Consider the following 21,643-nt stretch of genomic DNA (forward strand, 5'->3'; position numbering starts at 1 on the left):
TTCACTTATCGCTCACCGATTCTCGTGCCCGGGGGGTCACTCGCCAACTCCTCTTCGCTCGGTCGTACGGTCTGTGCCGCGAAGCCCGCGACCACGACACCGGCGAGGGCGAGATAGGCCCGCCGCCCGGCCGCGCGCAACTGCCCGGGATCGACGACCTCCGCGCCGCCGGGCGCCAGGTCGTCCTCCCAGGGGACCCTGACGATGGCCCGGCACCTGCCTCTGGCCACCGACTCCGCCTGCTCGACGTCGGTCATGGAGCGCCTGCTGACGCCGTTGACCACCATCACCGCCCGCCTGCGCAGCTCCGCGCAGCCGTGCCCGTCGAGCCACTCGTACGTCATCGCCACCGCCTCCGACGCCTCCTCGCTCGCCGGGACCACCAGGACGAGCTGGTCCGCGTACGGCAGCAACCTGGCCGCCAGGGCGGCGGCCGGGTCGATGACGGCCAGCTTGTAGTGGCGGTCGAGCAGGCGCATGGATTCGCCGAGCCGGTGGTCGGAGAAGAAGGACCGGTCCGCCAGGCGCTGCTCGGCGCCCGCGTCGGTGTCCGCGCTGATCACCTCGAGCCCCGAGGCGGTCCGCGTGGTGTACCCCCGCATCGTGAGATAGCCGCTGACCCGGTCGAGCCCCGACAGCAACGAGGTCAGGGTCTCGGGGGTCTCCGGCTGGATCTTGCTGGTCAGGGTGCCGCCGCCGGTGTTGGCGTCGACGGCCACGACCCTGTCGTCACGGTATTGGGCGAAGGTGTGGCCGAGCATGAGCGCCGTGGTGCTCTGACCGGCGCCGCCGGTGCACCCCAGCACGACGATCCTGCGACCGCCGCTGAACACGCCCCGGGCCCTGGCCTCGTCGATCTCGGACCCGTCGGTACGCACCCCGCCCCCGCCGACGACGACCTGCGCGATACGCCGCCAGCCGCCGGAGTCCCGTCCGACGACGGACTCGACCCTCCGCACCCGACCTTCCCCGGGCCTGGGAACCGGAACGGGCGTGACGATCTCCCCGAACTCATCCGGCTCGTGCGGTGGCCGACCGACCCCCTCGGCCGCCACCTCAAGCTTCGGCGCCTCCCGCCCTTCGCCACGGTCACCCGCGCGCCCGCTGCCCACCGACGGCGTCTCGCGCCCACGCACAGCCGGGGTCGCCCCACGCTTCCCCACGGCCGGGGTCGCCTCGCGCCCGCCTACGCCCTCAGGCGCCTCGCGCTCACCCTCGACCGAAGACGCCGGCTCCTCCGCCGCCGCCACGGCCTGTTCCTCCGCCACAGCCTGCTCGGCCGCGTCGGCGTGCTCCACCGTCACAGCCTGCTCCGCCGCCACGGCACGGGACGCCCGCCGCTCGCTCACGGCGGGAGGCACCAGCGCCTCCGCCGGCGCATCGGCCGACTCGGCAGGCACCGCACGATCATGCGCAGACGCATCTCGATCTCCCGCCACCGCACGGGGACGATCATCGACCGTCGCGCCACCGCCATCGCCCGCAGCGTCGGCTCGGCGGTCACCTGCCACCGTTGCGCTGCCGTCGCCCGCTGTGGCGGCTCCGGAGTCGCCTGCCACCGCATCGTCGCCGTCGCCCGCCAGCGCCGCACCGCCGTCACCGGCCGTCATGGCGCGACCGGCGTCCGCCGCCCTGGCGCTGCCATCACCCGCAGCCGCAGCACCACCAGCACCCGCCACGGCACTGCCGTCGTCCGCCGTCGTGGTGCTACCGCTGCTCACCGTCCTGGCCGTGCCGGCGCTCGTCGCCGGTTCCGGCTCCAGAGCGGCGTCGGTCACCTGGGCCTCCGCCGCAGCGGGCGCCTGCTGCACGACGTCCTGCGGCTCGTCGCCCGAGTTGCCCGGCGTGCGGCTCGCAGCCCCCGCCTGAGCGTCTCCCGGCGGGCGCCCGTTCCCCGGCACGTCCTCGGAGGTCTGGTTTCGGCGAGTCACGGGACGGGGCAGGGGCTTGGCGTCCGGGTTGAGCGGCGGCCAGACCCGCTGCGCGCCCGACAGCACCAGCCCGGGGGCGAGCCTCGGCGGCTGCCCCTTCCTGTGCTGGTCCCTGGCGACCTCGTCCTGGGGCCGCTCCCCTTCCCGGCGCACGCCACCCTCGGCCCGCCCAGTCGTACCGGCCGGGGCGTCGGCACTCGCCGCGAGCCGCCGCAACCGCCGCAGCGCCTCGGTGTCGATGGGCTTGCCCGCGGCGGGCTTGCGGCTCTCCGTCGTCCTGATCGGCACGCTCGCCTCACGCGCGGCCAGAGCCTCGGCGCTCATCTCCCCATGCGCGGTCCCGACCTCCGGCGCACCCTGTGCCCCGGCAGCGACCTCCCGGCCCGCACGCGCCCGACCACCCGCCTCGCGATCCGCCTCCGAACGATCCGCTGCCGAACGATCCGCCGCTGCACGAGCCGTCACCTCACGACCACGCGCCTCACGACCGGCCGAATCGCGGCCATGCACCTCACGACCAGCTGTCTCGCTGACGGCCACCTCATGACCGGCGGCCGGACGACCGGCCACCTCGCGACCACCGGCCGAACGGTCGGCCGGATCGCGGGCAGGCAGTGCACGGCCGCCGATCGCCTCCCGTACGACTGCCTCATGGCCCGCGTCAACCGGCCGGACGATCTCCCTGTCGCGCACGGCGGGCTCGCGTTCGGCCGTCGCCGACCCAGGGGCCGACGCGGATGCCGGCGCCGGCGGAATCCCCGTGCCGGTCGGCTCGTCGTGGAGCGCCACCGGCTGCTCCTGACGCCGCCCAGGAGCCCTTGAGAGCCCCTCCTCGCGCCGTACCGGCCCTGCCGGGGATCCGGCAGCCTGATGACGGGTCCGTGCCCTGAGAGCGGGCGCAGCGCCGCGCCGGGCGCCCCAGCCCGTACGGGTGGGCGGCTCCGCCACGGGCGCCTGCGATGCCGCGGCCGCCGCGGCGGCGACGGCGGGACGCACCTGCCGGGGCCCGGTGATCCGCTGCCCCTCGCGCCCGCGCTGCTGCCGGCGGGCCTTGCGCGGCGCCTTCGACTTGGCCCGCACCGGCGTCGTGCGCCAGACGCGGCCGGAGAACGTGACGGCCTCGGGCTCCGACGTGGGCGCCAGGCGGTACCACGCCTTCGGCTGGCCCAGGTAGCGGAGATGGGATTCCAGCAGCTCGGTCAGCCGCTTGCCCTCGATGACGGGACGGGTGGACAACCACGTCACGATGCCCGGCGGCACCAGGAACAGCACGTGCCAGGGCATCTCCACCGGCACGCCCACCAGGACCAGCAGGAGCGACCACGGGACGAACACCCCGACGAAAACGCCGATCCAGACGATCGGCAGCGGCATCGGCAGCCGTAGGTCGTACAGCTTGTAGAGCCGCTTCTCTATCCGCCAGATGTTCGTGTACGTGGGCAGGTCCACGCGGTCCTCCTCTCCACCCGCTCGTACATGACCGCCGCGGAGCGGTCTCAACCCTTACCTGATGCCCAGTGCGCCCGCGATCGCCTTCGCCGTCACCTCGATGATGTTGGGAACGTAGAAGATCACTCCGATGGCCACGGCCAGGATCAGGAACTGCACGAACCGCGTGATCTCGCGGGTGAAGAGGAAGAAGAGCGCGACCACGGAGACGACAACGAGGAACAACGGGGCGAAGAACGCACGCAGGAAGTCGGCGAGCCCTCCGGTGTCAATGCCGGTCGACGTCGGTGTCGGCGTCATTTCGATCAAGGTGAACACTATGGTCTTCAAGGTCACTTCTCGTCCTCCCGGGGGGTACCGATCAGCAGCGCGGCCGTGCTTCTATCCAACGACCCGGCCGGCGCCGCGGATGTCGGCGACGAACCACTTGTCGCCCTGCTTTTCGACGGTCAGGCGGTAGACCTGCTCCAGCGTGCCGCCGACCGCCGTGGGGTCGGTGGTGCTGGGAGTGGGCGGGGCGTCGCCGCTCCGCACGGCCCACACCACGACCGCCTGGATCTCTCGGGTGGCACCCCCCACAGGCACCACGACTTCCTTGAGCTGTGAGAAGGCGAACGCGCCGCCGAAGCTGGGCAGGCTCTTGCCCGCGGCGACATAGCGCTGCAGCCCGGCGGCGTCGCCGGACGCGTAGTCCTTGAAGAAGCCCTCCAGCTGCGGTTTGAGCTCGGCCGCGGCCGCGTCGTCCGTCTCCGGCCGGGCGACCTGGGGGAGGTCGGCCGGGGGCGGCGCGGGCAGGATCGCCGGGCTGCCCGCCACGACGAAGCGCCCGCCGGCGTCGCCGGCGTAGTAGATCGGCACCGAGAGCATCATCCTGCGCGGACCCGACTGGAACGCCACGCGCACCACGGCGTTGTGGTCGTCGGTCGGCTCGATGTCGTACGGCTGGATCGCGACGGCCGCCATCTGGCCGTAGCCGTCCCAGCCCAACTGCGGGTCCATGCCCTCGGCCAGGAACGCCGCCAGCTTGTTCGACCTGCTGGCCGCGTCTTCCGGGTTGAAATTGAGATAGACCCCGGCGAACTGTGCGGCGAAAGCCATGCCGCGGTCTGCGGGGAACCCCTTGTCCGCCTGCACGGCGCCATTGGACATTGCAGGCTCTTGCTGGGTAAACCGCTCAAATGGGGCACGAATCCCATTCACCACGATAACCACAATAAGCGCCCAGAGAATGATGCGGCCGGTCCACACCAGCCACCGTCCGCCGCCACCCGACCAGCCGCCGCGCCGCGGCCGGCGGGGCGGCGGCGCGTCGAAGTCAGCCGTGTCCAGGGTTGCGGAAAGCCCGGGCCCGTCAGCGATCCGAGGATCGTGCTGGACGGTAGACCTACGAGCCATCACGCCTCCGCTCGCGCCGATCCCCCCGGCTGGCGCGGTGTCGTCCGTTGCCGATCCCCATCATCCGCGGTGAAGTAGTCACCCTATCCGGTCTCCGCCATTGTTCCAGGAAAGCCACGCCCATGCTGCGGCATGACCGTCCTGACGGCAAACCGGGCCCGCATGACAGGCCACAGTGCCGATTCCTGTCAATTCCCGGTGGAATCGGCTTCTGACCAGGCCAGACGCCTAAAATCGCATAGCGGGACGGCCATGGATTCCTGTCCAAAACAGGCATGGACTGTCGCGGCCTGCGGATTCGGCATGGATCGCGAGCGGAGGGGGTCCAGGTCAGGCCGGCTCTGGGTCCTGGGTGGAGCGCGCCTGGCGCCTGCTGTGCAGATCGACGACCGTGGGCCGGACCGCCCGCTCCAGCGAGCCGCGCAGATCGGCCAGCATCTCGGCGGGCTCGCGCTCCCGCATCCGCGTCGCCATCTCGTTCCGCTCGTCGACCTTCCTGCGGAGGTACGCCTCGCGGTTGACGCGCAGGCCGTACATGAGCTCGACCCTGATGAGGGCGAGCTCCTCCTCGAGGCTGATGCCGGCGAGCGTGGGCGCCGGGCGTCGTTTCCGGATGATGCGACGGATCATGAGGGCCTCCCGAGTCAGCGTGAACGCCGTGACGATTCGACGCGCGGGGGCCCAAAGTGGTTGACGCATCAGTTGTCCCCGGAACAAACGTCCAGTCGTCCCCAGGGAATCAGACCTCTAAGGGGGCTTCGCCGCCGGTCGCCGTCGGTAACCTACCGTAGCGAAGGTTCGCTCTAGGTGATTGGACTCATGACATGCGACGAATCGCCGCGGCTCTCGCGCCCGCCGCTCTGCTCACCGCGTACGCCCTCGTCGCAGCCTCTCCCGCCCTCGCCGTGCCCGCCTTGGTGCCCGCCTTGGTGCCCGCCAGGGTGCCCGCCTTGGTGCCCGCCAGGGTGCCCGCCTGGGTGCCCGCGGGCGAGTGCACCGACGACGGCGGCACCGTCACGCCGGTCGGTGAGGGCATGGCCATCTGCCTCGGCGGCACGTGGGACCAGCAGCTCGTCCACGCCAACTGAGCGGGGAACGGCAGGGCGCGGCGGAAGGAGCTCCGGCCGCGCCCTTGGCGAGCCTGCCGCGAACGCCTGCTCAGACGTTGAAGCGGAACTCCACCACGTCCCCGTCGCGCATGACGTAGTCCTTGCCCTCGACGCGGGCCTTGCCGGCCGAGCGGGCGTTGGCGATGGAACCGGCCTCGACCAGCTCCTCGAAGGAGACGACCTCGGCCTTGATGAAGCCGCGCTGGAAGTCGGTGTGGATCACTCCGGCCGCCTCGGGCGCCGTGGCGCCCTTCCGGATCGTCCAGGCCCTGGTCTCCTTCGGCCCGGCCGTCAGGTAGGTCTGCAGGCCCAGCGTCTCGAAGCCGACCCTGGCGAGCTGGCGCAGGCCCGACTCCTCCTGCCCGACCGACTGCAGCAGCTCCAGCGCCTCGTCCTCGTCGAGCTCGACCAGCTCCGACTCGATCTTGGCGTCGAGGAAGACCGCCTCGGCCGGGGCGACCAGCGTGGACAGCTGCTCCCTGAGCGCCGAGTCGATCAGCTCGTCGGCGTCGAGGTTGAACACGTACAGGAACGGCTTGGCCGTCAGCAGGTGGAGCTCGCGCAGCTCGTCGCGGTCGAGGCCGCTCTCGAAGATGGTCTTGCCGGTCTCCAGGACGGCCAGCGCGGCCTCTGTGGCCTCCAGCGCGGCCTTCTTGTCCTTGTTGTTGCGCGCCTCCTTCTGCAGGCGCGGGATGGCCTTCTCGACCGTCTGCAGGTCGGCCATGATCAGCTCGGTGTTGATGGTCTCGATGTCGCGCTTGGGGGAGATCTCGCCGTCCACGTGGGTGACGTCGGGGTCGCCGAAGACCCGGATCACCTGGCAGATCGCGTCGGTGTCGCGGATGTTGGCGAGGAACTGGTTGCCCCTGCCCTGCCCCTCCGAAGCGCCCTTGACCAGGCCCGCGATGTCGACGAACTCGACCTTGGCGGGCAGGATGCGGGCCGAGCCGAAGATCTCGGCCAGCACGGGGAGCCGGTCGTCGGGCACGCCGACGATGCCCACGTTGGGCTCGATGGTGGCGAACGGATAGTTCGCCGCGAGCGCGTTGCCGGTCTTGGTCAGCGCGTTGAAGAGCGTGGACTTACCGACGTTGGGCAGGCCGACGATGCCAATCGAGAGACTCACGGAGAGGGAGTTTACTTGCTGAGCACGTACAGACAGGTCACCGGACGGTAGCCACCGTCGGCGCGCAGGTAACGGCGCGAGCTCGGCGGGCAGTCCCCCGGCGCGGCCTCGAACGACAGCACCCTGGCCCAGGCGTGCGGGGAGTCGCAGGGCACCCTGGTGACGGCGGACCTGGCGATCACGTCGGTGGCGGGCTCGGCGACGCACGCGCCCCGGTCGAGCACCTGGCCGCCCCGGCCCAGGCAGATCACGTGGGAGTCGCCGTCGAGGGTGTCCAGGGTGCCGGCGGGGCAGCCGGTGGCGGCCGGGACGATCGCGACCGCCTTGCCGTACCAGCCGGGCCGGGCGCAGGCCCGTTCGCGGCCGTCGAGCGTGACGCAGTCGCCCGGCCTGAGCAGGCCGCCACCCCCTCCGGGGGCGCCGGGGTGCGGGTCCAGGAAGTTGCGTACGCAGGCCGTACGGCCCCCGCCGACCCGCAGGACGGCGTCGGTGTCCAGCGGGCAGTCGCCGGGCCCCGGCGGGTCGGGGGCCAGCCCCACCACCTCGGACTCCCCGTCGTTGCACTCGATCAGCGCGTAACCGCCCGTGACGCACGCGCCGGGCGACCAGCGCAGCACCGGCCGGACCCCGGCCCCGGCTCCGGACTCGTCCCCTGACCCGGCTATGACGGCGCCGGCCAGCGCGACCAGGGCGACCGCCACTGCGGCGCCGGCGGCGGCCAGCTTCGGTAGCGTGTCCATCCCAGTACTCTGAGTGACAGCCCATATGCCGCACAAGCGGAACGCCCAAGCGTGTCGGGAAGAGCCGCGCCCCGAAGTCCTGCAATCATCGATGGAGTGGACGTCGTCTCGCTTCTCATAGGTCTCGCCGTCGGGCTGGTCATCGGGTTCCTCGTGGCCAGGACGCGGGCGGCGGTGCGGGTGGCGGAGGCCGACGCGCGTGCCAGGTCGTCCGCCGAGAAGCTGGTCTACGTCGAGGAGCAGCTCACCGAGCGCTTCCAGGCCCTGTCCACGCGCGCGCTCGACGTCAACAACGTACGTTTCCTGGAGCTGGCCGAGACCAGGCTGGCGGCCAGCCGCGCCGAGGCCACCGGCGACCTGGAGCAGCGCAGGCAGGCCGTCGAACACCTGGTGGAGCCGCTGAAGGACGCGCTCGCCCGGGTCGAGGCGCAGCTTCGCGACACCGAGTCGGGCCAGCGGGCGGCGCGGGCCGAGCTGGTCAAGCAGATGGAGTTCGTCCGGCAGAGCCACGAGCAGCTCCGCTCCCAGACCACCGCCCTGGTCAGGGCCCTGCAGCGGCCCGAGGCGCGCGGCCGGTGGGGCGAGCTGCAGCTCCGCAGGGTCGCCGAGATCGCCGGCATGCAGCGCCACTGCGACTTCGACGAGCAGGTCACCGAGGGCTCCATGCGGCCCGACATGGTCGTCAGGCTGGCCGGGGGCAAGAACATCGTGGTCGACTCCAAGGTCTCGCTGGCGGCCTACCTGGAGGCCGCCGAGGCGTCGGATGAGTCGCTGGCCTCCGTCCGCCTCGACGCGCACGCCCGGCACGTGCGCGAGCACATCGACCGGCTGGCGGCCAAGGCCTACTGGCAGGGGTTCAACCCGTCGCCGGAGTTCGTGGTGCTGTTCATCCCCGGTGAGGCGTTCCTGGCGCCGGCCCTCGAACGCGATCCCGGGCTGCTGGAATACGCCATGACGCGGCGCGTGCACATCGCCACGCCCACGACGCTGATCACGATGCTGCGCACCGCGCACTACGCCTGGCAGCAGGCCGCGCTGAGCGAGAACGCGCGGGCGGTGTTCGAGCTGGGCAAGGAGCTGTACGAGCGGCTGTCGTCCCTGGGCCGCAACGTCGACTCGCTGGGCAGGGCGCTGACGCGGGCCGTGGAGGCGTACAACAAGTCGGTCGGGTCGCTCGAAAGCCGCGTCCTGGTCACCGCGCGCAAGCTGCACGATCTGGGCGTCGTCGACGGCGATCTCGACTCCCCCGAGATGCTCGAGACGCTGCCCAGACCCCTGGCCTCCCCCGAACTGCTCGAAACCTCATCTCTGATTTCCCACGCGAACGGTAAGTTGGCCAACGGGTCACAGTAAACGGGGGAGGCCGAGTGGGTGAGAAAGGCAGGCGTTCTGCCGTCAGGTTGACGGCGCGCGGCGCCATCGCGCTCGCCCTGGTGGCCACCCTGGCGGGCTATGTGCTGACGGCCGTGCTCGACGTCGACCACGTCGTGGGCGCGGCGTTCGTGCTGTCGAGCCTGCTCGGCGCCCTGCTGGTCAACCGGCGCGAGCTGCTGTCGCTGGTGGTGACGCCGCCGCTGGTGTTCTTCTGCGCCACGCTGTTCGTCGAGCTCGGGCGGGCTTTCGGGTCGGTGTCGATCGTGCAGTCGCTGGCGCTGGGGCTCTACACGTCACTGACGCGGGGCGCGCCGTGGTTGTTCGCGGGCTCGGCGATCGTGCTGGGCGTCGCGTGGCGGCGGGGGCTCCGCGACAACGTACGCGAGCTGCGCGAAGAGCTGAAGGCGGGCGCGGCGGAGGTGCCGCGCCCGCGCCAGCCGTTCGTACCCGAACCGGAGGGCTATTTCGAGCCCAAGGTCTACGGCACCCCGCGCGGGGAGGACTAGGAGACGCGCAGGTCCTTGCGCAGCTCATGAGGCAGGGCGAAGCGCATGCTCTCCTGCACCGGCTCGACCTCGCTCACATCACCGAACCCGTGCTTGGCCAGCCGCGCCAGCACCTCGTCGACCAGCTCTTCGGGCACGGAGGCACCGCTGGTCACACCGACCGTGGTGACGCCGTCGAGCCACTCGTCGCGGATGAACTCGGCGTTGTCGACCAGGTAGGACGCCTGCGCGCCGTAATCCTTGGCCACCTCGACCAGCCGCTTGGAGTTGGAGGAGTTTTCCGAGCCGACCACGATCACGAGCTCCGACTCGGCGGCGATCTCCTTGACCGCCACCTGACGGTTCTGCGTGGCGTAGCAGATGTCGTCGCTGGGCGGGTCGATCAGCGTGGGGAAGCGCTCCTTGAGCCGGGCGACGGTCTCGGTGGTCTCGTCGACCGACAGCGTGGTCTGCGACAGCCACACCAGCCGGCTCGGGTCCTTCACCTGCACCTTGTCGACCGAGTCGAGCCCGTCGACGAGCTGGATGTGGTCGGGCGCCTCACCGGAGGTGCCCTCGACCTCCTCGTGACCCTCGTGCCCGATCAGCAGGATGTCGTAGTCCTTCGCGGCGAACCGCTTCGCCTCGTTGTGCACCTTCGTGACCAGCGGGCAGGTGGCGTCGATGGTGCGCAGATGACGCTGCCTGGCCTCCTCGTGAACGGCCGGGGACACTCCATGGGCGGAGAACACGACGATCTCCCCCTCCGGCACCTCCTCGGTCTCCTCGACGAAGATGGCGCCCCTGGCCTCGAGCGTCTTGACGACGTGGGTGTTGTGAACGATCTGCTTACGTACGTAGATCGGCGCGCCGTACTGCTCCAGAGCCTTCTCGACCGCTACCACGGCTCGATCGACTCCGGCACAGTAGCCCCGTGGCTTGGCGACGAGGACTCGGCGGGAAGTGGGGGTCTGGGGCTCCATACTTTCTATGCTACGTGGAGCGGCCTTCTGGCCCGCGCGTGCGTGGTTGCCCGCGGTTTGCCAGACTAGCCGTCCAATACTGACCTCCCAGGGAGACGTACATGTCCCTTAGCGACGTGATACGCAACATCGCAAGAACCGTGACCAACAAGGACGAGCTGAAGGAGAAGGCGAAGGACCTGCCCCTGCTCGTCGTCCAGACCACGCTCAGCGCCGCGGGCCAGGCGCTGCTGCTCGTGGACCGCATGAAGAACTCCATCAAGGGCATCGGCCGCAAGGAGGAGGAGCGCGAGGAGGTCCACGACTCCCGTCCCTCCGCCGCCGAGCAGGTGGCCGTCGCCCCGGCGGAGGCCGAGGAGGACAAGCCGGAGCGCAAGGAGCCGGTCATCTTCGCGCCGCGGTCCGGCACCGCCGAGCCCAACGGCGTCGCCAAGACCAAGCCCGACCCGGTCATCTTCGCGCCGGCGGGCAAGGCCGAGCCGGTGACCGTCGCCGAGCCGGAGACGGAGGCCGCCCCCAAGGCCGAGTCCGCCACCAAGACCGACGTGGCCCCCAAGTCCGCCCCCAAGTCCGCCCCCAAGCCGGCCCCCGAGCCGGCCCCCGCTCCCGAGGCCGCCCCCAAGGCCGCGGAGCCGGTGGCCGCGCCCGAGCCGGCGCCCGCGCCCGAGCCCGCCGCAGCCACGGCGGAGCCCACCCGGGCGCCCGAGCCGGCCGCCCCCGCGGCCGTGGATCTGGCCGAGCCGCTGCCCGGCTACTCCGAGCTCACCGTCGCCTCGCTGCGCGCCAGGATGCGCGGCAAGTCCGCCGAGCAGATCGGCGACTACCTGGCGTACGAGCGGGCGACGACGGCGCGGCCCGAGGTCATCCGGATGTTCGAGAACCGCCTCGCCAAGCTCCAGGCCGGGGAATAAGTCACACCGAACCCGTAGTCTTCCGCCATGACCTCGAAGACCACGCCCGAGTCTCCTCTGCCGATCCGCACGGTCCTGCAGATGGTGGGCGGCTGGATCGGCAGACTCGGCACGGTCTGGGTCGAGGGCCAGATCACCGACCTGAGCGCGCGTGGCGGCACGGTGTACATGACCCTGCGCGACCCCGTCGCCAACGTGTCCGCCAGGGTCACAGCCCCGCGTGGCGTCTACGAGGCGACCGAGCCGCGGCCGTCCGACGGCGCGAGGGTCGTGGTGCACGTCAAGCCCGACTTCTGGGTCAACAGGGGCTCGTTCGCCTTCACCGCGCTGGAGATGCGCCCGGTCGGCGTGGGCGAGCTGCTGGTCCGGCTGGAGCGGCTCAGGAAGCTGCTGGCCGCCGAGGGGCTGTTCAACGCCGACAGGAAGCGGCGGCTGCCGTTCCTGCCGGGCACGATCGGGCTCATCTGCGGCCGCGACTCGGCGGCCGAGCGCGACGTGCTGGAGAACTCCCGCCGGCGCTGGCCCGCCGTGCGGTTCAAGGTCGAGGAAGTGGCCGTGCAGGGGCCGTACGCGGTGGCCGAGGTCACCGAGGCGCTGCGCAAGCTCGACGCCGACTCCGCGGTGGAGGTGATCGTCGTCGCCCGCGGCGGCGGCTCGCTGGAGGACCTGCTGCCGTTCTCCGACGAGACGCTCGTCCGCGCGGTGGCCGCCTGCCGCACCCCCGTGGTGAGCGCGATCGGCCACGAGCAGGACAGCCCGCTGCTCGACCTGGTGGCCGACGTGCGCGCGTCCACCCCCACCGACGCGGCCAAGAAGGTCGTGCCCGACGTGGGCGAGCAGCTCACGCTGGTGCGCCAGCTCCGCGACCGGGGCCGCAGGGTGCTCAGCGGCTGGCTCGACCGGGAGATGTCCTGGCTGACGTCCGTGCGTTCGCGGCCCTCGCTCGCCGATCCCGTACGCGAGCTGGAGCGCCGGGCCGAGCAGGCCGAGGCGCTGCGCGACCGGGCCAGGCGCTCGTTGTCCGGCTCCCTCGACCGCGCCGCCGACGACCTCGCCCACCTGCGCGCCCGCCTCGTCTCCCTGTCCCCGGCGGCCACGCTGGAGCGCGGCTACGCCATCGTGCAACATCCCTCCGGCGAGGTCGTACGCCTGGCGAAGGACGTCTCCCCCGGCACCGTGCTGACGATCCGCCTGACCGACGACCGCCTGACCGTGCGCGCGGAGGAGCCGGGCGAAACCGGGGGCGAGTGACCGGCCCGAGGTCTACCGTCGGCCCATGAGAGGACTCACGCAGGTCGCCCAGCACGCCGACGACCTCGACAGGGCCACCGCCTTCTACCGCGACGTGCTGGGCCTGCGGCACATCGCCACCTACCGGCCGCCCGGGCTGGCCTTCTTCGACCTCGACGGCGTGCGCCTGCTGATCGAGAAGAGCGCCCCCTCGGCCGTGCTCTACCTCGCCTCCGACGACCTCGAGGCGGACGTGGCCCGCTTACGGGCCAACGAGGTCGCGATCGTCGAGGAGCCGCATCTGATCTTCACCGACGACGGCACGTTCGGCACGCCGGGCAAGGAGATCCGGATGGCCGCGTTCCGGGACTCCGAGGGCAACCTGCTCTGCCTCATGACCTAACCGGTGACGGCCCCGGCCAGGGCGGTGAGGCCGGACTTGATCTCCTCGACCGTCATGCCGCGCTCCTCCCGCTGGAAGGCGATCAGGCAGGCGTTGACCGGCGCGAGGAGGGCGTCGGCCAGGTAGCGGGCGTCGACCTCCGGGCAGGCCTGCGCGATCAGGGTGGCCAGGTGGATGTGGTGCACGCGGTACGGCCCGGTGAACCGGTTCGTCTTGCCGCCCTTCTCCAGCACCAGGAACAACTCCTGCTGCGCCACGATCCGATCGATCAGCGCGTGCAGGAAGGCGACGATCCGCTCGCCCGCGGGGGCGCCGGGGCCGAGCGGCGGCGGCCCGGCGAAGAAGGCGGACTGGAACTGCCGCTCCCGCTCGTCGATCAGGGCCAGGACCAGCCCCGCGCGGTCGCCGAAGCGCCGGTAGACCGTGCCGACGCCGACACCGGCGACGCGGGCGACCTCGTCGAGTGACAGGCCCTCGGCGCCGCTCTCGGCGATCATCTTCGCCGCCACCTCGATGATCTTCTGCCGGTTCCGTGCGGCATCGGCCCGTTCCGGCTGGGGCTGCCCGATGACGGGCAGGGATCGACGTCCACGCACGCCGCCGAGCATATCGCTGGTAAACGGAGAACTCTCCGATTAGACTCCAACCGGAGAGTTCTCCGATTTCGAGGAGCCGAGAATGCCCAACGAGTTCAACCAGCAGATCATCGACGAGTTCCGGGCCAACGAGGGCCGGGTCGGCGGCATGTTCGAGGGCTCCCCGCTGGTGCTGCTGACGACCACGGGAGCCAGGAGCGGCAAGCCCACCACCACACCGGTGATGTATCTGGCGGACGGCGACCGTTACGTGATCATCGCTTCCAACGCCGGCGCCGACAACCACCCCGCGTGGTACCACAACCTGCGCGCCACTCCCGAGGCGAAGGTCGAGGTGGGGACGGAGGAGTTCGGGGTCAAGGCCGAGTTCATCGAGGGCGAGGAGCGCGATGAGCTCTACGCCCGGATGGTGGCGCTGGCCCCCGGATTCGCCGAGTACGAGGCCAAGACCACCCGTCGCATCCCGGTGGTGGCCCTGCTCAGAACGGCCGCCTGACCGCCCCTCCGGGACCTGGCACGCCGCCGGAGGAACCGAGGGGCCTAGAAGGGCGCGTCGTCGGAGGTGTTGGGCTCGGAGCGGCGGGCCATGGCGGCGGCCAGCTTGACCCTGGCCCCCTGGAGCCACTCCTCGCAGACGGCCGCCAGCTTCTCCCCGCGCTCCCAGAGCTCGATCGACTGCTCCAGGGTGAGCCCGCCGGTCTCCAGGCGGCGCACCACCTCGGTCAGCTCCTCGCGGGCCTGCTCGTATGAGGGTGCCTTCTCGTCTGCCACGCCAACCACCCTAGACGCGCCGGCCGACAACCTCAGCCTCCGGACGCGCGCCCCAGCCGTCCGGAGCACGTCCGGGGGCACCTCCGGAGCACGTCCGGGGGCACCTCCGGAGCGCGCCTCCGGAGGCGCGCCCCAGCTCTTCGGCCGCCGCTGGAGCGGTGGCCGCCAGCATTACGTCCGCTGCTGGAGCGGTGGCCGTCAGCCCTTCGGGCGCTGCTGGAGCCGGCCCGCCAGCTCGCCCAGCTCGGTCCAGTCGGCCGTGCCGGTGACGACCAGCGTCACGTCGGGGAGCACGCGCACCAGCGAGCGCTGGTTCTTGTCCTCGCGGAAGCGCTGCTCCCAGGCGACCCCGCCGACCTGCAGCGTGCCCGTGGCCTTGTCGGTGTTGGCCATGCGGCTGGCGAACCCGGCCGCCGGCTGCTCGTTGCTCTGCACGAACATCGCGTGCTCCCGCTTGGCGGTGGCGAACCCGAGGTAGAGGACCTGCGCGCCGTTCTCGCCCTTGGCGATCCGGTTGCTGTTGGGCACCCAGTCGGCCGGGTCGCCCTTGGGGGCCCACACGCCGTACGGCACCGAGTGGCCGAAGTTCGCGACGGTGATCGAGTAGTCGAGCCGCGGGATGTGCTCATCCCGGCTCTGCGGGGTGACCAGCAGGAACAGCCCGGCCCCCGCGAGGCACACGAACAGGGCTACCGCGTAGCCGTACAGACCTTGGGTGAACCGTCGCACAGTTGGCGAGGTTACCCGCTGGAGGGACCGGTCGCCGAAGCGGCCGGGCGGATCTGGCCGATGATGGCGAGCACCTCCTCGGCCAGGCCGCGATCGCCCGAGAGCACGACCTCGGACACGGCCGCCGCCAGCGCCCCCGTGATCACCACGACGAGCGCCTTCTCGTCCTCGAACAGCGCCGCGTTGCGCTGCGCCCACTTGCGCAGCCGGTCACGCATGATCACCTCGAAGCCGGGCGGCCCGTCGCCGCGCAGGAACAGCGCGGCGACCTCGCGCTCCTCCAGGCAGCCGTCGAGGTAGGCGCGGGCGGCGCTGACGAACACGTGCATCGGGTCGCTCTCGCCGGAGGCGCGGGCCGCCCGGGCGGCGAGCTTGGTCCGCTGCGTCTGCCTGGCCTGGAACTCCTCCCACAGCGTGAGGTAGAGATCGGCCTTGCCGGAGAAGTGGTGGTAGAGGCTCCCCACGCTCGCGTCGGCCCTGGCCACCACGTCCGTCACGCCCGCCTCGGCGAATCCCTTGGAGATGAAGACCTCCTGGGCCGCGGCCAGAAGGGAGCTGCGCGTGGCGGCCCCACGCTCGGACGTACGCGGCTGGGCGACCACGTTCTCCACATCGCTCATACGGGATCTCCTCCACGGCGGGGCGCCACGCTCCATGTTGGAGGCAAGATCCTTGGCGCGCACAGCGTATAGCGCAAAATCCGTTCTTCCCCTAGCAGATTATCCCCCTCTGGCCGGGAAGAGACCGGCAACTACGATCGACGTAGATGTCCCACAAGGAGGCCAGCCATCATGTCCGACCAGACTTCCGTGCCGCCGGCGCTCGCGACGAGCGAGCACGCCCCCGATCGCAACCTTGCGCTGGAGCTCGTCCGCGTCACGGAGGCGGCCGCGATGGCGGCGGCCAGGTGGGTCGGCCGGGGTGACAAGAACGGCGCGGACGGCGCGGCGGTGAACGCCATGCGCCAGTTGATCAGCACGGTCTCGATGAACGGCGTGGTCGTCATCGGCGAGGGCGAGAAGGACCACGCCCCGATGTTGTACAACGGCGAGCAGGTCGGCGACGGCAGCGGCCCCGACTGCGACGTCGCGGTGGACCCCATTGACGGCACCCGGCTGACGGCGCTCGGCATGCCCGACGCGGTGTCGGTGATCGCGGTGAGCGAGCGCGGCTCGATGTACGACCCGTCGGCCGTGTTCTACATGGAGAAGCTCGTCACCGGTCCGGAGGCGGCCGACGCGGTGGACATCGAGGCCCCCGTGGCGGTGAACATCAACGCGGTGGCCCGGGCCAAGCACTGCTCGCCGTCCGACGTGACCGTGGTCGTGCTCGACCGGCCCCGGCACGAGCGGCTGGTCAAGGAGATCAGGGAGACGGGCGCGCGCATCAAGTTCATCACCGACGGCGACGTGGCCGGCGCGATCATGGCGGCCCGCGCTGGCACCGGCATCGACCTGATGCTGGGCATCGGCGGCACGCCCGAGGGCATCGTGGCCGCGTGCGCGCTCAAGTGCCTGGGCGGCGTGATCCAGGGCAGGCTGTGGCCGCGCGACGACGCCGAGCGCGCGAAGGCCGTCGACGCCGGGCACGACCTCGGGCAGGTGCTCACCACGAACGACCTGGTCAGGTCCGACGACGTGTTCTTCGCGGCGACCGGCATCACGCAGGGCGAGCTCATGCAGGGTGTACGGTTCCGCGCCGGATCGGCGATGACGCAGTCGCTGGTGATGCGCGGCCGGTCGGGCACGATCCGCAAGATCGAGAGCGAGCACCAGCTCTGGAAGCTGCGCGCGTACAGCGCGATCAACTTCGACACGGCCGGCTGAGCCGCCGCCCGGCCGGCAGGGGAGAGCCGGGAACCGGGGATCAGCGGCGGCGCTTGCGGCGGGGTGGCTCCTTGACCTTGACCTCGCCCGCGAAGTTCGTGGTGCGCACCTCCACCACGGGCGCCCCCGGCTCGGTCGGCTGCTTGGTCAGGCGGACCGTCTTGTCCTTGGCCACCCTGATCACCTCCAGCCCCTCCGGCACGCGGATCTCCAGCCCGCCGAAGACCAGGGTGGCGTTGATGATGATCCGCCGGTTCTGCAGGATCGCGTCGCTGAAGTCCAGCTTGGTCGTGCCGAACATGGCCGTCACACCGAGCTCGGCCGGCACCACCCAGCGGCCCCCGCGCTGCTCCTTCTTGAAGATGGCCGAGACCGGCCGGCCGTCCAGGTTGAGCGGCTGCTGCTCGGCGGGCAGCAGGTCGGTGGTCAGCGCGGCCAGCTCACCGAGCGTGCGCGCGGCGTAGAGCACCCCGAGCCGCTCCTCCAGCTCCTCCAGCGTGATCCGCCCGTCGGCGTGCGCGTCCTGCAGCACCTGGGCGATGCGTTCGCGGTCGGCGTCGGACGCGCGCAGCTCGTGCGGCTGCGGTATGTCGTTCGGCGCCGGAGGGCGGCGGGCTTGCACCCACTCCTCCGCCAGCCGCTCCCCGACTTCCTGCAGCTTCGGCAACCACGATCCCGCGCGTTCGTTCACACTTCTGACGATATCCGGCGCTCGCCCTGTTCGCTCGTGCCGAATGGGCCGATGTCAGCGGATTCTGGCCAGCAGTCCGGCGATCTCCTCCGCGAGTTCCGCGTTCACCTCGGCGTGGCGGTCGAGCAACCGGTACCACATCGCGCCGAAGACGAGGCCGACGGCCGGTTCCGGGTCCACGTCCGCGGGCAGGGCGCCGCGTGCCAGCACGGAGCGGAGGGCGGAGCGGAGGGCGGAGCGGAGCGGCTCGGCGCGGCCCGATGATCCTGGCGCGCAGCTCGGCGGCCGGCTCCGGCCTTGCGGCGGCTCAGCGACGACCTCATCCGGCGCGCGCTGACCTGAACGCCCTGTTTTCTAAGGATTTTCTTAGGAATCCATCCCCGCGCACGGCCGTTATTCCCGGCAAAGGGGAGGTGTGCGTGCATCAACCGGCGCGATGGGGTCTCGGCGCGGCAGGCGCGGGCGTAGCGGTGATCCTCGGCCTGGAGCTGTCGAGTCTCGACGAGATGAACCCGCTCAGGCGGACCATCAGCGAGCACGGCCTCGGGCCCGACGGCTGGCTCTTCGGCCTCGGGGTGGGCCTGCTGGCGGCGGGCTCGGTCGCCATCGGGGTGTCGCTGGCCCGCAAGAGGCTGGCCGGGATCTTCGGCACGCTCGCGCTCATGGGGTGGAGCGTCGGGCTGTTCCTGACCGCCTGGTTCGAGAAGCACGACTGGTCGGTCGGGCCGAGCACGAGCGGCAGCATCCACCGGGTGGGCAGCTTCGTGGCCTTCCTGTGCCTGCCGCTGGCGGCGGTCGTCATCGCCCGGCCGTGGCGGCACCGGGAGCGGTCCCGGGCCACGCTGCTGGCGTTCGGGTTCGGGATCTGCTCGGTGTTGTGGGTGGTGGGCATCGGCGCGGTGATGCTGGTCGGGGCCGGCAACGGGCTGCCGTGGTATCGGGTCATGCCGCTCGGGCTGGTCGAGCGCGGCCTGGCCGTCACCGAGGTCGCGGCGCTGCTGGCGCTCGGCGTGTGGGCGGCCGCGCGCCGGCTGAACGTGGCGGAGCCGGCGCGCGAGGACGCCCCCGCCGAGCAGCTCGCCGGATAGCTAGGGCCGCAGCAGGGCGATCAGGTCATCGACGTATCCCCTGAAGACGGCCGCCATGTCCACCCGCTCCGGATCGATGAGCCACTGCGTCTGCAGGCCGTCCATCATCGCGATCAGCCGGTCGGCGTGCGCCTCGGCATCGAGCCCGGCCCTGAGCTCGCCGCGCTCGGCGCCCCTGCGCAGCGCCGCCGCCACGTTCGCGCGCAGCCGCCGGTAGCGGCGCCTGGCCCAGTCGTGCCCGGGGTGGCCGGGGGTCACGGCCTCGCCGCTGATCACGGAGAAGAGCTGCACCAGGCCCGGCACGCGGGAGTTGTGCTCCACCACGCCGACCAGGGCCCGCAGCGCGTCGATCCCGCCCTCCGGCGCGAGGTCGAACTTGCGTATGTCGAGCTCGTCCCGGTAGTCCAGCACCGCGATGAGCAGCAGCTCCTTGGTCCTGAAGTGGTGCAGCAGCCCGGCCTGGGACAGCTCGGCGCGCTCGGCGATGCGGGCCAGGGACGCGCCGCGGTAGCCGTTCTCGGCGAACTCCAGCAGCGCGGTGGCCAGGATGCGCTCCCTGCGCGCCGCGCCGGACGCGTAGCCCCGTTTCACTCCCGGCAGCCTATCCGGGTGCTGGCGGAGGGCGTCTGGCAGCCGCTAACCTGACCGCGCCTCACGTTTGATTCCCCCCGATCAGGAGGCCGCCGTGCCGTCCTTGCGTGATCGCCAGACCCGGGTCGCCGCCTTCTTCGTCTTCGGCGTGCAGGGCCTGTCCTTTGCCACGCTGCTCATCCAGGTCGCGAACCTGCAGGCCAGGCACGAGCTCGACGAGGGCACCCTCACGTTGCTGCTGCTGATCGTGCCCGTGTTCGCGGGCGTCGGCAGCGTGGCGGCGGGCGCGTTCGCCGCCCGGCTGGGGAGCAGGCTGCTGCTGCGCGTCGCGCAGCCGGTGGTGGCCGTCGCCGTGGTCCTCGCCGGCCTCGCGCCGAACGTGCCGCTGCTGGTGCCGGCGCTGCTGCTGTTCGGGGTGGCGGTGGGCGCGGTGGACGCGGGCATGAACATGCAGGGCGTGGCGGTCGAGCGCAGGTACGGCGTCCAGGTGCTGAACGGGTTCCACTGCGTGTGGAGCGTGTTCAGCATGGTCGGCGCGCTGTGGGCCTCGGCGGCGGCCGACCTGCCGCTCCCGGTGGTCATGGCCGTCCCCATGGTCTTCGCCGTGGCCGGCTCGCTCTACGCCGGGCCGAAGTTGTGCTCGCCGAAGGAGGAGAAGGTCGAGACGGCGACCGTGACCGCGGGCAGGTTCCCGTGGCGGCCGATCCTCCCGCTCTGCCTGGCCATGGGCTTCCTGTACGTCGGCGACGCCGCCGTATCCAACTTCAACACGGTGTTCATGAAGGACGTGCTGACGGCCGGCCCGAGGGTGATCCCGCTGGCCTACGTCGCATACCAGGCGACCACCCTGGCCGTCAGGCTCGGCGGCGACTTCGCCGTCCGGCGGTACGGCCCCGCGGTCATCGTCAGGATCGGCGGCCTGATCGCCACCCTCGGCTTCCTGGGCGTCGTCCTGGCCCCCAACCAGTTCCTGGGCATCGTCGCGTTCGGCCTGACCGGGGTGGGGCTGTCGGTGGTGGCGCCGCAGTCGTTCTCGGCGGCCGGCCGGCTGGACCCGGCGGGCACCGGCGTGGCCATCGCCAGGGTGAACCTCTTCAACTACGTCGGCTTCATCGTGGGCGCGGCCCTGGTGGGCGGCATCGCGGACGCCGCGGGCATGCGGATCGCGTTCGCCGCGCCGCTGGTGCTGGCCGCCGCGATCATCGTGCTGGCCCCGGGCTTCGCGCCGAAGCGGGCGGCGGCCACCACTGATCAGGCGACCACCTGAGCAGGCGAGCTCCACCCGATCAGGCGACCACCTGAGCAGGCGGGCTCCACCTGATCAGGCGGGCTCCAGCAGGGCGACCGCCGCGTCCACGGCCGCCGCCACGTCGTCGTCCGGCGGGTAGAGCAGGGCCCGCCCCGCCACCAGCCCGCACACCCCGGGCAGCCGCAGCGCCTTGCGCCACGCGGTATGGGCCACGTCGGGCGTGTCGCCAGGATCGCCGCCGAGCAGCAGGACCGGCAGCGTGGTGGCATGCAGGACACGCTCCATGTCGGCCACCACCGGGATCTTCAGCCAGGTGCGCGCCGAGGTGGCCCCCAGCCCCTGGGCCACGTTGACGGCCCGGATCACGCCGTCGGGCGACAGATCGTGACCCGCCCGGCTCGACCAGAACGGCTCCACCATCGCCACCAGCCCGTCGCCGGCCAGCTCGGTGATCGCCCGGCCGCAGGACTCCAGCGTCGCGGCGGTGCCGGGCTCGTCGAGCGCGATCCGGCAGAGCATCTTGCCCCCGTCCAGCCGCATCCGGGCGATGGCCCCGGGGTCGTACGCCGTGAACCGGTCGTCGAACTCGAACACCGCCCCCTGCAACCCGCCCCGGTTCATCGAGCCGATGACGATGAGGTCGTCGAGCGCCCCGAGCAGCAGCAGGTCCTCGACCACGTCGGGGGTGGCCAGCAGGCCGTCCACGCCGGGGCGGCGCAGCGCGACCATCAGCCGGTCGAGCAGCTCGACCCGGCTCCCCATGGCCAGCGGCCGGCCGCCCACGCCCAGCGCGCCCCGGGCCGGATGGTCGGCTGCGATGATCATGAGCTGGCCGCGGGGGCCGAACAGCGGGCGGCGCCGCCGTACCGCCGCCGCCTCCGCGATGCGCTCGGGAAACCTCGCCCTGACCTGGCGCAGCTCGCGATAGTCAGCCACCCTGCGGCGCTCCGTCCAGGCATGTGCGAA

24 protein-coding genes and 1 pseudogene are annotated in these 21,643 nt (G+C 71.7%); 10 read left to right on the forward strand and 15 right to left on the reverse strand.

Annotated features, from left to right (window positions below; genetic code table 11):
- Window positions 1-5 precede the first annotated feature (5 nt).
- From AB0J69_RS19935 to AB0J69_RS19950, 4 genes are all read right to left on the reverse strand, one after another.
- Window positions 6-3,380 (reverse strand): TcpE family conjugal transfer membrane protein, encoded by a 3,375-nt coding sequence (locus AB0J69_RS19935; RefSeq protein ID WP_364118874.1) that lies wholly within the window; start codon window positions 3,378-3,380, stop codon window positions 6-8.
- Between the two features lie 54 nt (window positions 3,381-3,434).
- Window positions 3,435-3,680, reverse strand: coding sequence for a hypothetical protein (locus AB0J69_RS19940; RefSeq protein WP_245642445.1), 246 nt, complete (start codon window positions 3,678-3,680; stop codon window positions 3,435-3,437).
- An 81-nt stretch (window positions 3,681-3,761) separates the two neighbouring features.
- Window positions 3,762-4,529: a conjugal transfer protein gene (locus AB0J69_RS19945; protein WP_364118877.1), complete on the reverse strand. Its 768-nt coding sequence runs from the start codon at window positions 4,527-4,529 to the stop codon at window positions 3,762-3,764.
- Window positions 4,530-5,105: 576 nt separating this feature from the next.
- Window positions 5,106-5,405 carry a hypothetical protein gene (locus tag AB0J69_RS19950; RefSeq protein ID WP_364118879.1) on the reverse strand — a complete coding sequence of 100 codons (300 nt, stop codon included), beginning with the start codon at window positions 5,403-5,405 and terminating at the stop codon, window positions 5,106-5,108.
- Window positions 5,406-5,599: 194 nt separating this feature from the next.
- On the opposite strand from AB0J69_RS19950, the gene AB0J69_RS19955 reads away from it, so the two are divergent.
- The gene (locus tag AB0J69_RS19955; RefSeq protein WP_364118882.1) at window positions 5,600-5,863 is read left to right on the forward strand and encodes a hypothetical protein; all 264 of its coding nucleotides are present in this window, start codon (window positions 5,600-5,602) and stop codon (window positions 5,861-5,863) included.
- A gap of 70 nt (window positions 5,864-5,933) precedes the next feature.
- On the opposite strand, the gene ychF is transcribed toward AB0J69_RS19955, so the two are convergent.
- On the reverse strand, window positions 5,934-7,010 hold the full coding sequence (ychF, locus tag AB0J69_RS19960; protein ID WP_364118885.1) for a redox-regulated ATPase YchF: 1,077 nt from the start codon (window positions 7,008-7,010) through the stop codon (window positions 5,934-5,936).
- 11 nt (window positions 7,011-7,021) lie between these two features.
- Window positions 7,022-7,750 (reverse strand): hypothetical protein, encoded by a 729-nt coding sequence (locus tag AB0J69_RS19965; protein WP_364118888.1) that lies wholly within the window; start codon window positions 7,748-7,750, stop codon window positions 7,022-7,024.
- An 87-nt stretch (window positions 7,751-7,837) separates the two neighbouring features.
- Between AB0J69_RS19965 and rmuC the strand changes: the two genes are divergently transcribed.
- Window positions 7,838-9,103 (forward strand): DNA recombination protein RmuC, encoded by a 1,266-nt coding sequence (gene rmuC / locus AB0J69_RS19970; RefSeq protein WP_364119078.1) that lies wholly within the window; start codon window positions 7,838-7,840, stop codon window positions 9,101-9,103.
- Between the two features lie 14 nt (window positions 9,104-9,117).
- A complete protein-coding gene (locus AB0J69_RS19975; RefSeq protein ID WP_364118890.1) occupies window positions 9,118-9,630 on the forward strand; it encodes a DUF6542 domain-containing protein in 513 nt (170 codons plus the stop codon).
- Here AB0J69_RS19975 and AB0J69_RS19980 read toward each other — a convergent pair.
- Window positions 9,627-10,592, reverse strand: a complete 966-nt coding sequence (locus AB0J69_RS19980; protein WP_364118893.1) for a 4-hydroxy-3-methylbut-2-enyl diphosphate reductase — start codon at window positions 10,590-10,592, stop codon at window positions 9,627-9,629. The two genes, AB0J69_RS19975 and AB0J69_RS19980, sit on opposite strands and share 4 nt — an antisense overlap.
- A gap of 140 nt (window positions 10,593-10,732) precedes the next feature.
- Here AB0J69_RS19980 and AB0J69_RS19985 point away from each other — a divergent pair, with 140 nt between their 5' ends.
- From AB0J69_RS19985 to AB0J69_RS19995, 3 genes are read left to right on the forward strand one after another with little or no spacing between them, the layout of a single operon-like run.
- Window positions 10,733-11,503 carry a hypothetical protein gene (locus AB0J69_RS19985; protein ID WP_364118896.1) on the forward strand — a complete coding sequence of 257 codons (771 nt, stop codon included), beginning with the start codon at window positions 10,733-10,735 and terminating at the stop codon, window positions 11,501-11,503.
- Window positions 11,504-11,530: 27 nt separating this feature from the next.
- Window positions 11,531-12,754, forward strand: coding sequence for an exodeoxyribonuclease VII large subunit (xseA, locus tag AB0J69_RS19990; RefSeq protein WP_364118899.1), 1,224 nt, complete (start codon window positions 11,531-11,533; stop codon window positions 12,752-12,754).
- Between the two features lie 25 nt (window positions 12,755-12,779).
- Window positions 12,780-13,136: a VOC family protein gene (locus AB0J69_RS19995; RefSeq protein ID WP_364118902.1), complete on the forward strand. Its 357-nt coding sequence runs from the start codon at window positions 12,780-12,782 to the stop codon at window positions 13,134-13,136.
- Here AB0J69_RS19995 and AB0J69_RS20000 read toward each other — a convergent pair.
- Entirely contained in the window at window positions 13,133-13,732 is a 600-nt protein-coding gene (locus AB0J69_RS20000; protein ID WP_364118905.1) for a TetR/AcrR family transcriptional regulator, read from the reverse strand. The two genes, AB0J69_RS19995 and AB0J69_RS20000, sit on opposite strands and share 4 nt — an antisense overlap.
- 82 nt (window positions 13,733-13,814) lie before the next feature.
- Here AB0J69_RS20000 and AB0J69_RS20005 point away from each other — a divergent pair, with 82 nt between their 5' ends.
- Window positions 13,815-14,228, forward strand: coding sequence for a nitroreductase family deazaflavin-dependent oxidoreductase (locus AB0J69_RS20005; RefSeq protein ID WP_364118908.1), 414 nt, complete (start codon window positions 13,815-13,817; stop codon window positions 14,226-14,228).
- A 44-nt stretch (window positions 14,229-14,272) separates the two neighbouring features.
- Here the strand turns inward: AB0J69_RS20005 and AB0J69_RS20010 are convergent, their stop codons facing one another.
- The 3 genes from AB0J69_RS20010 to AB0J69_RS20020 form a co-directional block, all read right to left on the reverse strand.
- The gene (locus AB0J69_RS20010) at window positions 14,273-14,503 is read right to left on the reverse strand and encodes an exodeoxyribonuclease VII small subunit (protein WP_364118911.1); all 231 of its coding nucleotides are present in this window, start codon (window positions 14,501-14,503) and stop codon (window positions 14,273-14,275) included.
- A gap of 198 nt (window positions 14,504-14,701) precedes the next feature.
- Entirely contained in the window at window positions 14,702-15,232 is a 531-nt protein-coding gene (locus AB0J69_RS20015) for a DUF4245 domain-containing protein (RefSeq protein WP_364118914.1), read from the reverse strand.
- 11 nt (window positions 15,233-15,243) lie between these two features.
- The gene (locus AB0J69_RS20020) at window positions 15,244-15,852 is read right to left on the reverse strand and encodes a TetR/AcrR family transcriptional regulator (RefSeq protein WP_364118917.1); all 609 of its coding nucleotides are present in this window, start codon (window positions 15,850-15,852) and stop codon (window positions 15,244-15,246) included.
- A gap of 171 nt (window positions 15,853-16,023) precedes the next feature.
- Here AB0J69_RS20020 and glpX point away from each other — a divergent pair, with 171 nt between their 5' ends.
- Window positions 16,024-17,058 carry a class II fructose-bisphosphatase gene (glpX, locus tag AB0J69_RS20025; RefSeq protein WP_364118920.1) on the forward strand — a complete coding sequence of 345 codons (1,035 nt, stop codon included), beginning with the start codon at window positions 16,024-16,026 and terminating at the stop codon, window positions 17,056-17,058.
- A 40-nt stretch (window positions 17,059-17,098) separates the two neighbouring features.
- Here glpX and AB0J69_RS20030 read toward each other — a convergent pair whose 3' ends face one another.
- Both AB0J69_RS20030 and AB0J69_RS20035 read right to left on the reverse strand, forming a co-directional pair.
- A complete protein-coding gene (locus AB0J69_RS20030; protein WP_364118923.1) occupies window positions 17,099-17,749 on the reverse strand; it encodes a DUF1707 domain-containing protein in 651 nt (216 codons plus the stop codon).
- Window positions 17,750-17,803: 54 nt separating this feature from the next.
- Window positions 17,804-17,986 (reverse strand): annotated as a pseudogene (locus AB0J69_RS20035) (TetR/AcrR family transcriptional regulator C-terminal ligand-binding domain-containing protein); the annotation flags it as partial.
- 182 nt (window positions 17,987-18,168) lie between these two features.
- On the opposite strand from AB0J69_RS20035, the gene AB0J69_RS20040 reads away from it, so the two are divergent.
- Window positions 18,169-18,837 carry a DUF998 domain-containing protein gene (locus tag AB0J69_RS20040; RefSeq protein ID WP_364118926.1) on the forward strand — a complete coding sequence of 223 codons (669 nt, stop codon included), beginning with the start codon at window positions 18,169-18,171 and terminating at the stop codon, window positions 18,835-18,837.
- On the opposite strand, the gene AB0J69_RS20045 is transcribed toward AB0J69_RS20040, so the two are convergent.
- Window positions 18,838-19,428: a TetR/AcrR family transcriptional regulator gene (locus tag AB0J69_RS20045; protein WP_364118928.1), complete on the reverse strand. Its 591-nt coding sequence runs from the start codon at window positions 19,426-19,428 to the stop codon at window positions 18,838-18,840. It lies immediately after the preceding gene.
- A gap of 94 nt (window positions 19,429-19,522) precedes the next feature.
- Here AB0J69_RS20045 and AB0J69_RS20050 point away from each other — a divergent pair, with 94 nt between their 5' ends.
- Complete coding sequence (locus AB0J69_RS20050) at window positions 19,523-20,695, forward strand: MFS transporter (RefSeq protein ID WP_364118931.1); 1,173 nt, start codon at window positions 19,523-19,525, stop codon at window positions 20,693-20,695.
- A 54-nt stretch (window positions 20,696-20,749) separates the two neighbouring features.
- On the opposite strand, the gene AB0J69_RS20055 is transcribed toward AB0J69_RS20050, so the two are convergent.
- Window positions 20,750-21,613 carry a deoxyribose-phosphate aldolase gene (locus AB0J69_RS20055; protein ID WP_364118934.1) on the reverse strand — a complete coding sequence of 288 codons (864 nt, stop codon included), beginning with the start codon at window positions 21,611-21,613 and terminating at the stop codon, window positions 20,750-20,752.
- Window positions 21,614-21,643 lie beyond the last annotated feature (30 nt).

The organism is Nonomuraea sp. NPDC049709, assembly GCF_040674815.1.
Taxonomy (GTDB): Bacteria; Actinomycetota; Actinomycetes; order Streptosporangiales; family Streptosporangiaceae; genus Nonomuraea.

Excerpts from the sequence above, each read along its gene's own strand:
- AB0J69_RS19940 (WP_245642445.1), bottom strand. The coding sequence starts at position 3,680 with ATGACGCCGACACCGACGTCGACCGGCATTGACACCGGAGGGCTCGCC.
- AB0J69_RS20020 (WP_364118917.1), bottom strand. The coding sequence starts at position 15,852 with ATGAGCGATGTGGAGAACGTGGTCGCCCAGCCGCGTACGTCCGAGCGT.
- glpX (WP_364118920.1), top strand. The coding sequence starts at position 16,024 with ATGTCCGACCAGACTTCCGTGCCGCCGGCGCTCGCGACGAGCGAGCAC.
- AB0J69_RS19995 (WP_364118902.1), top strand. The coding sequence starts at position 12,780 with ATGAGAGGACTCACGCAGGTCGCCCAGCACGCCGACGACCTCGACAGG.
- AB0J69_RS19955 (WP_364118882.1), top strand. The coding sequence starts at position 5,600 with ATGCGACGAATCGCCGCGGCTCTCGCGCCCGCCGCTCTGCTCACCGCG.
- AB0J69_RS19980 (WP_364118893.1), bottom strand. The coding sequence starts at position 10,592 with ATGGAGCCCCAGACCCCCACTTCCCGCCGAGTCCTCGTCGCCAAGCCA.
- AB0J69_RS19950 (WP_364118879.1), bottom strand. The coding sequence starts at position 5,405 with ATGATCCGTCGCATCATCCGGAAACGACGCCCGGCGCCCACGCTCGCC.
- xseA (WP_364118899.1), top strand. The coding sequence starts at position 11,531 with ATGACCTCGAAGACCACGCCCGAGTCTCCTCTGCCGATCCGCACGGTC.
- AB0J69_RS19945 (WP_364118877.1), bottom strand. The coding sequence starts at position 4,529 with ATGTCCAATGGCGCCGTGCAGGCGGACAAGGGGTTCCCCGCAGACCGC.
- AB0J69_RS19965 (WP_364118888.1), bottom strand. The coding sequence starts at position 7,750 with ATGGACACGCTACCGAAGCTGGCCGCCGCCGGCGCCGCAGTGGCGGTC.
- AB0J69_RS20005 (WP_364118908.1), top strand. The coding sequence starts at position 13,815 with ATGCCCAACGAGTTCAACCAGCAGATCATCGACGAGTTCCGGGCCAAC.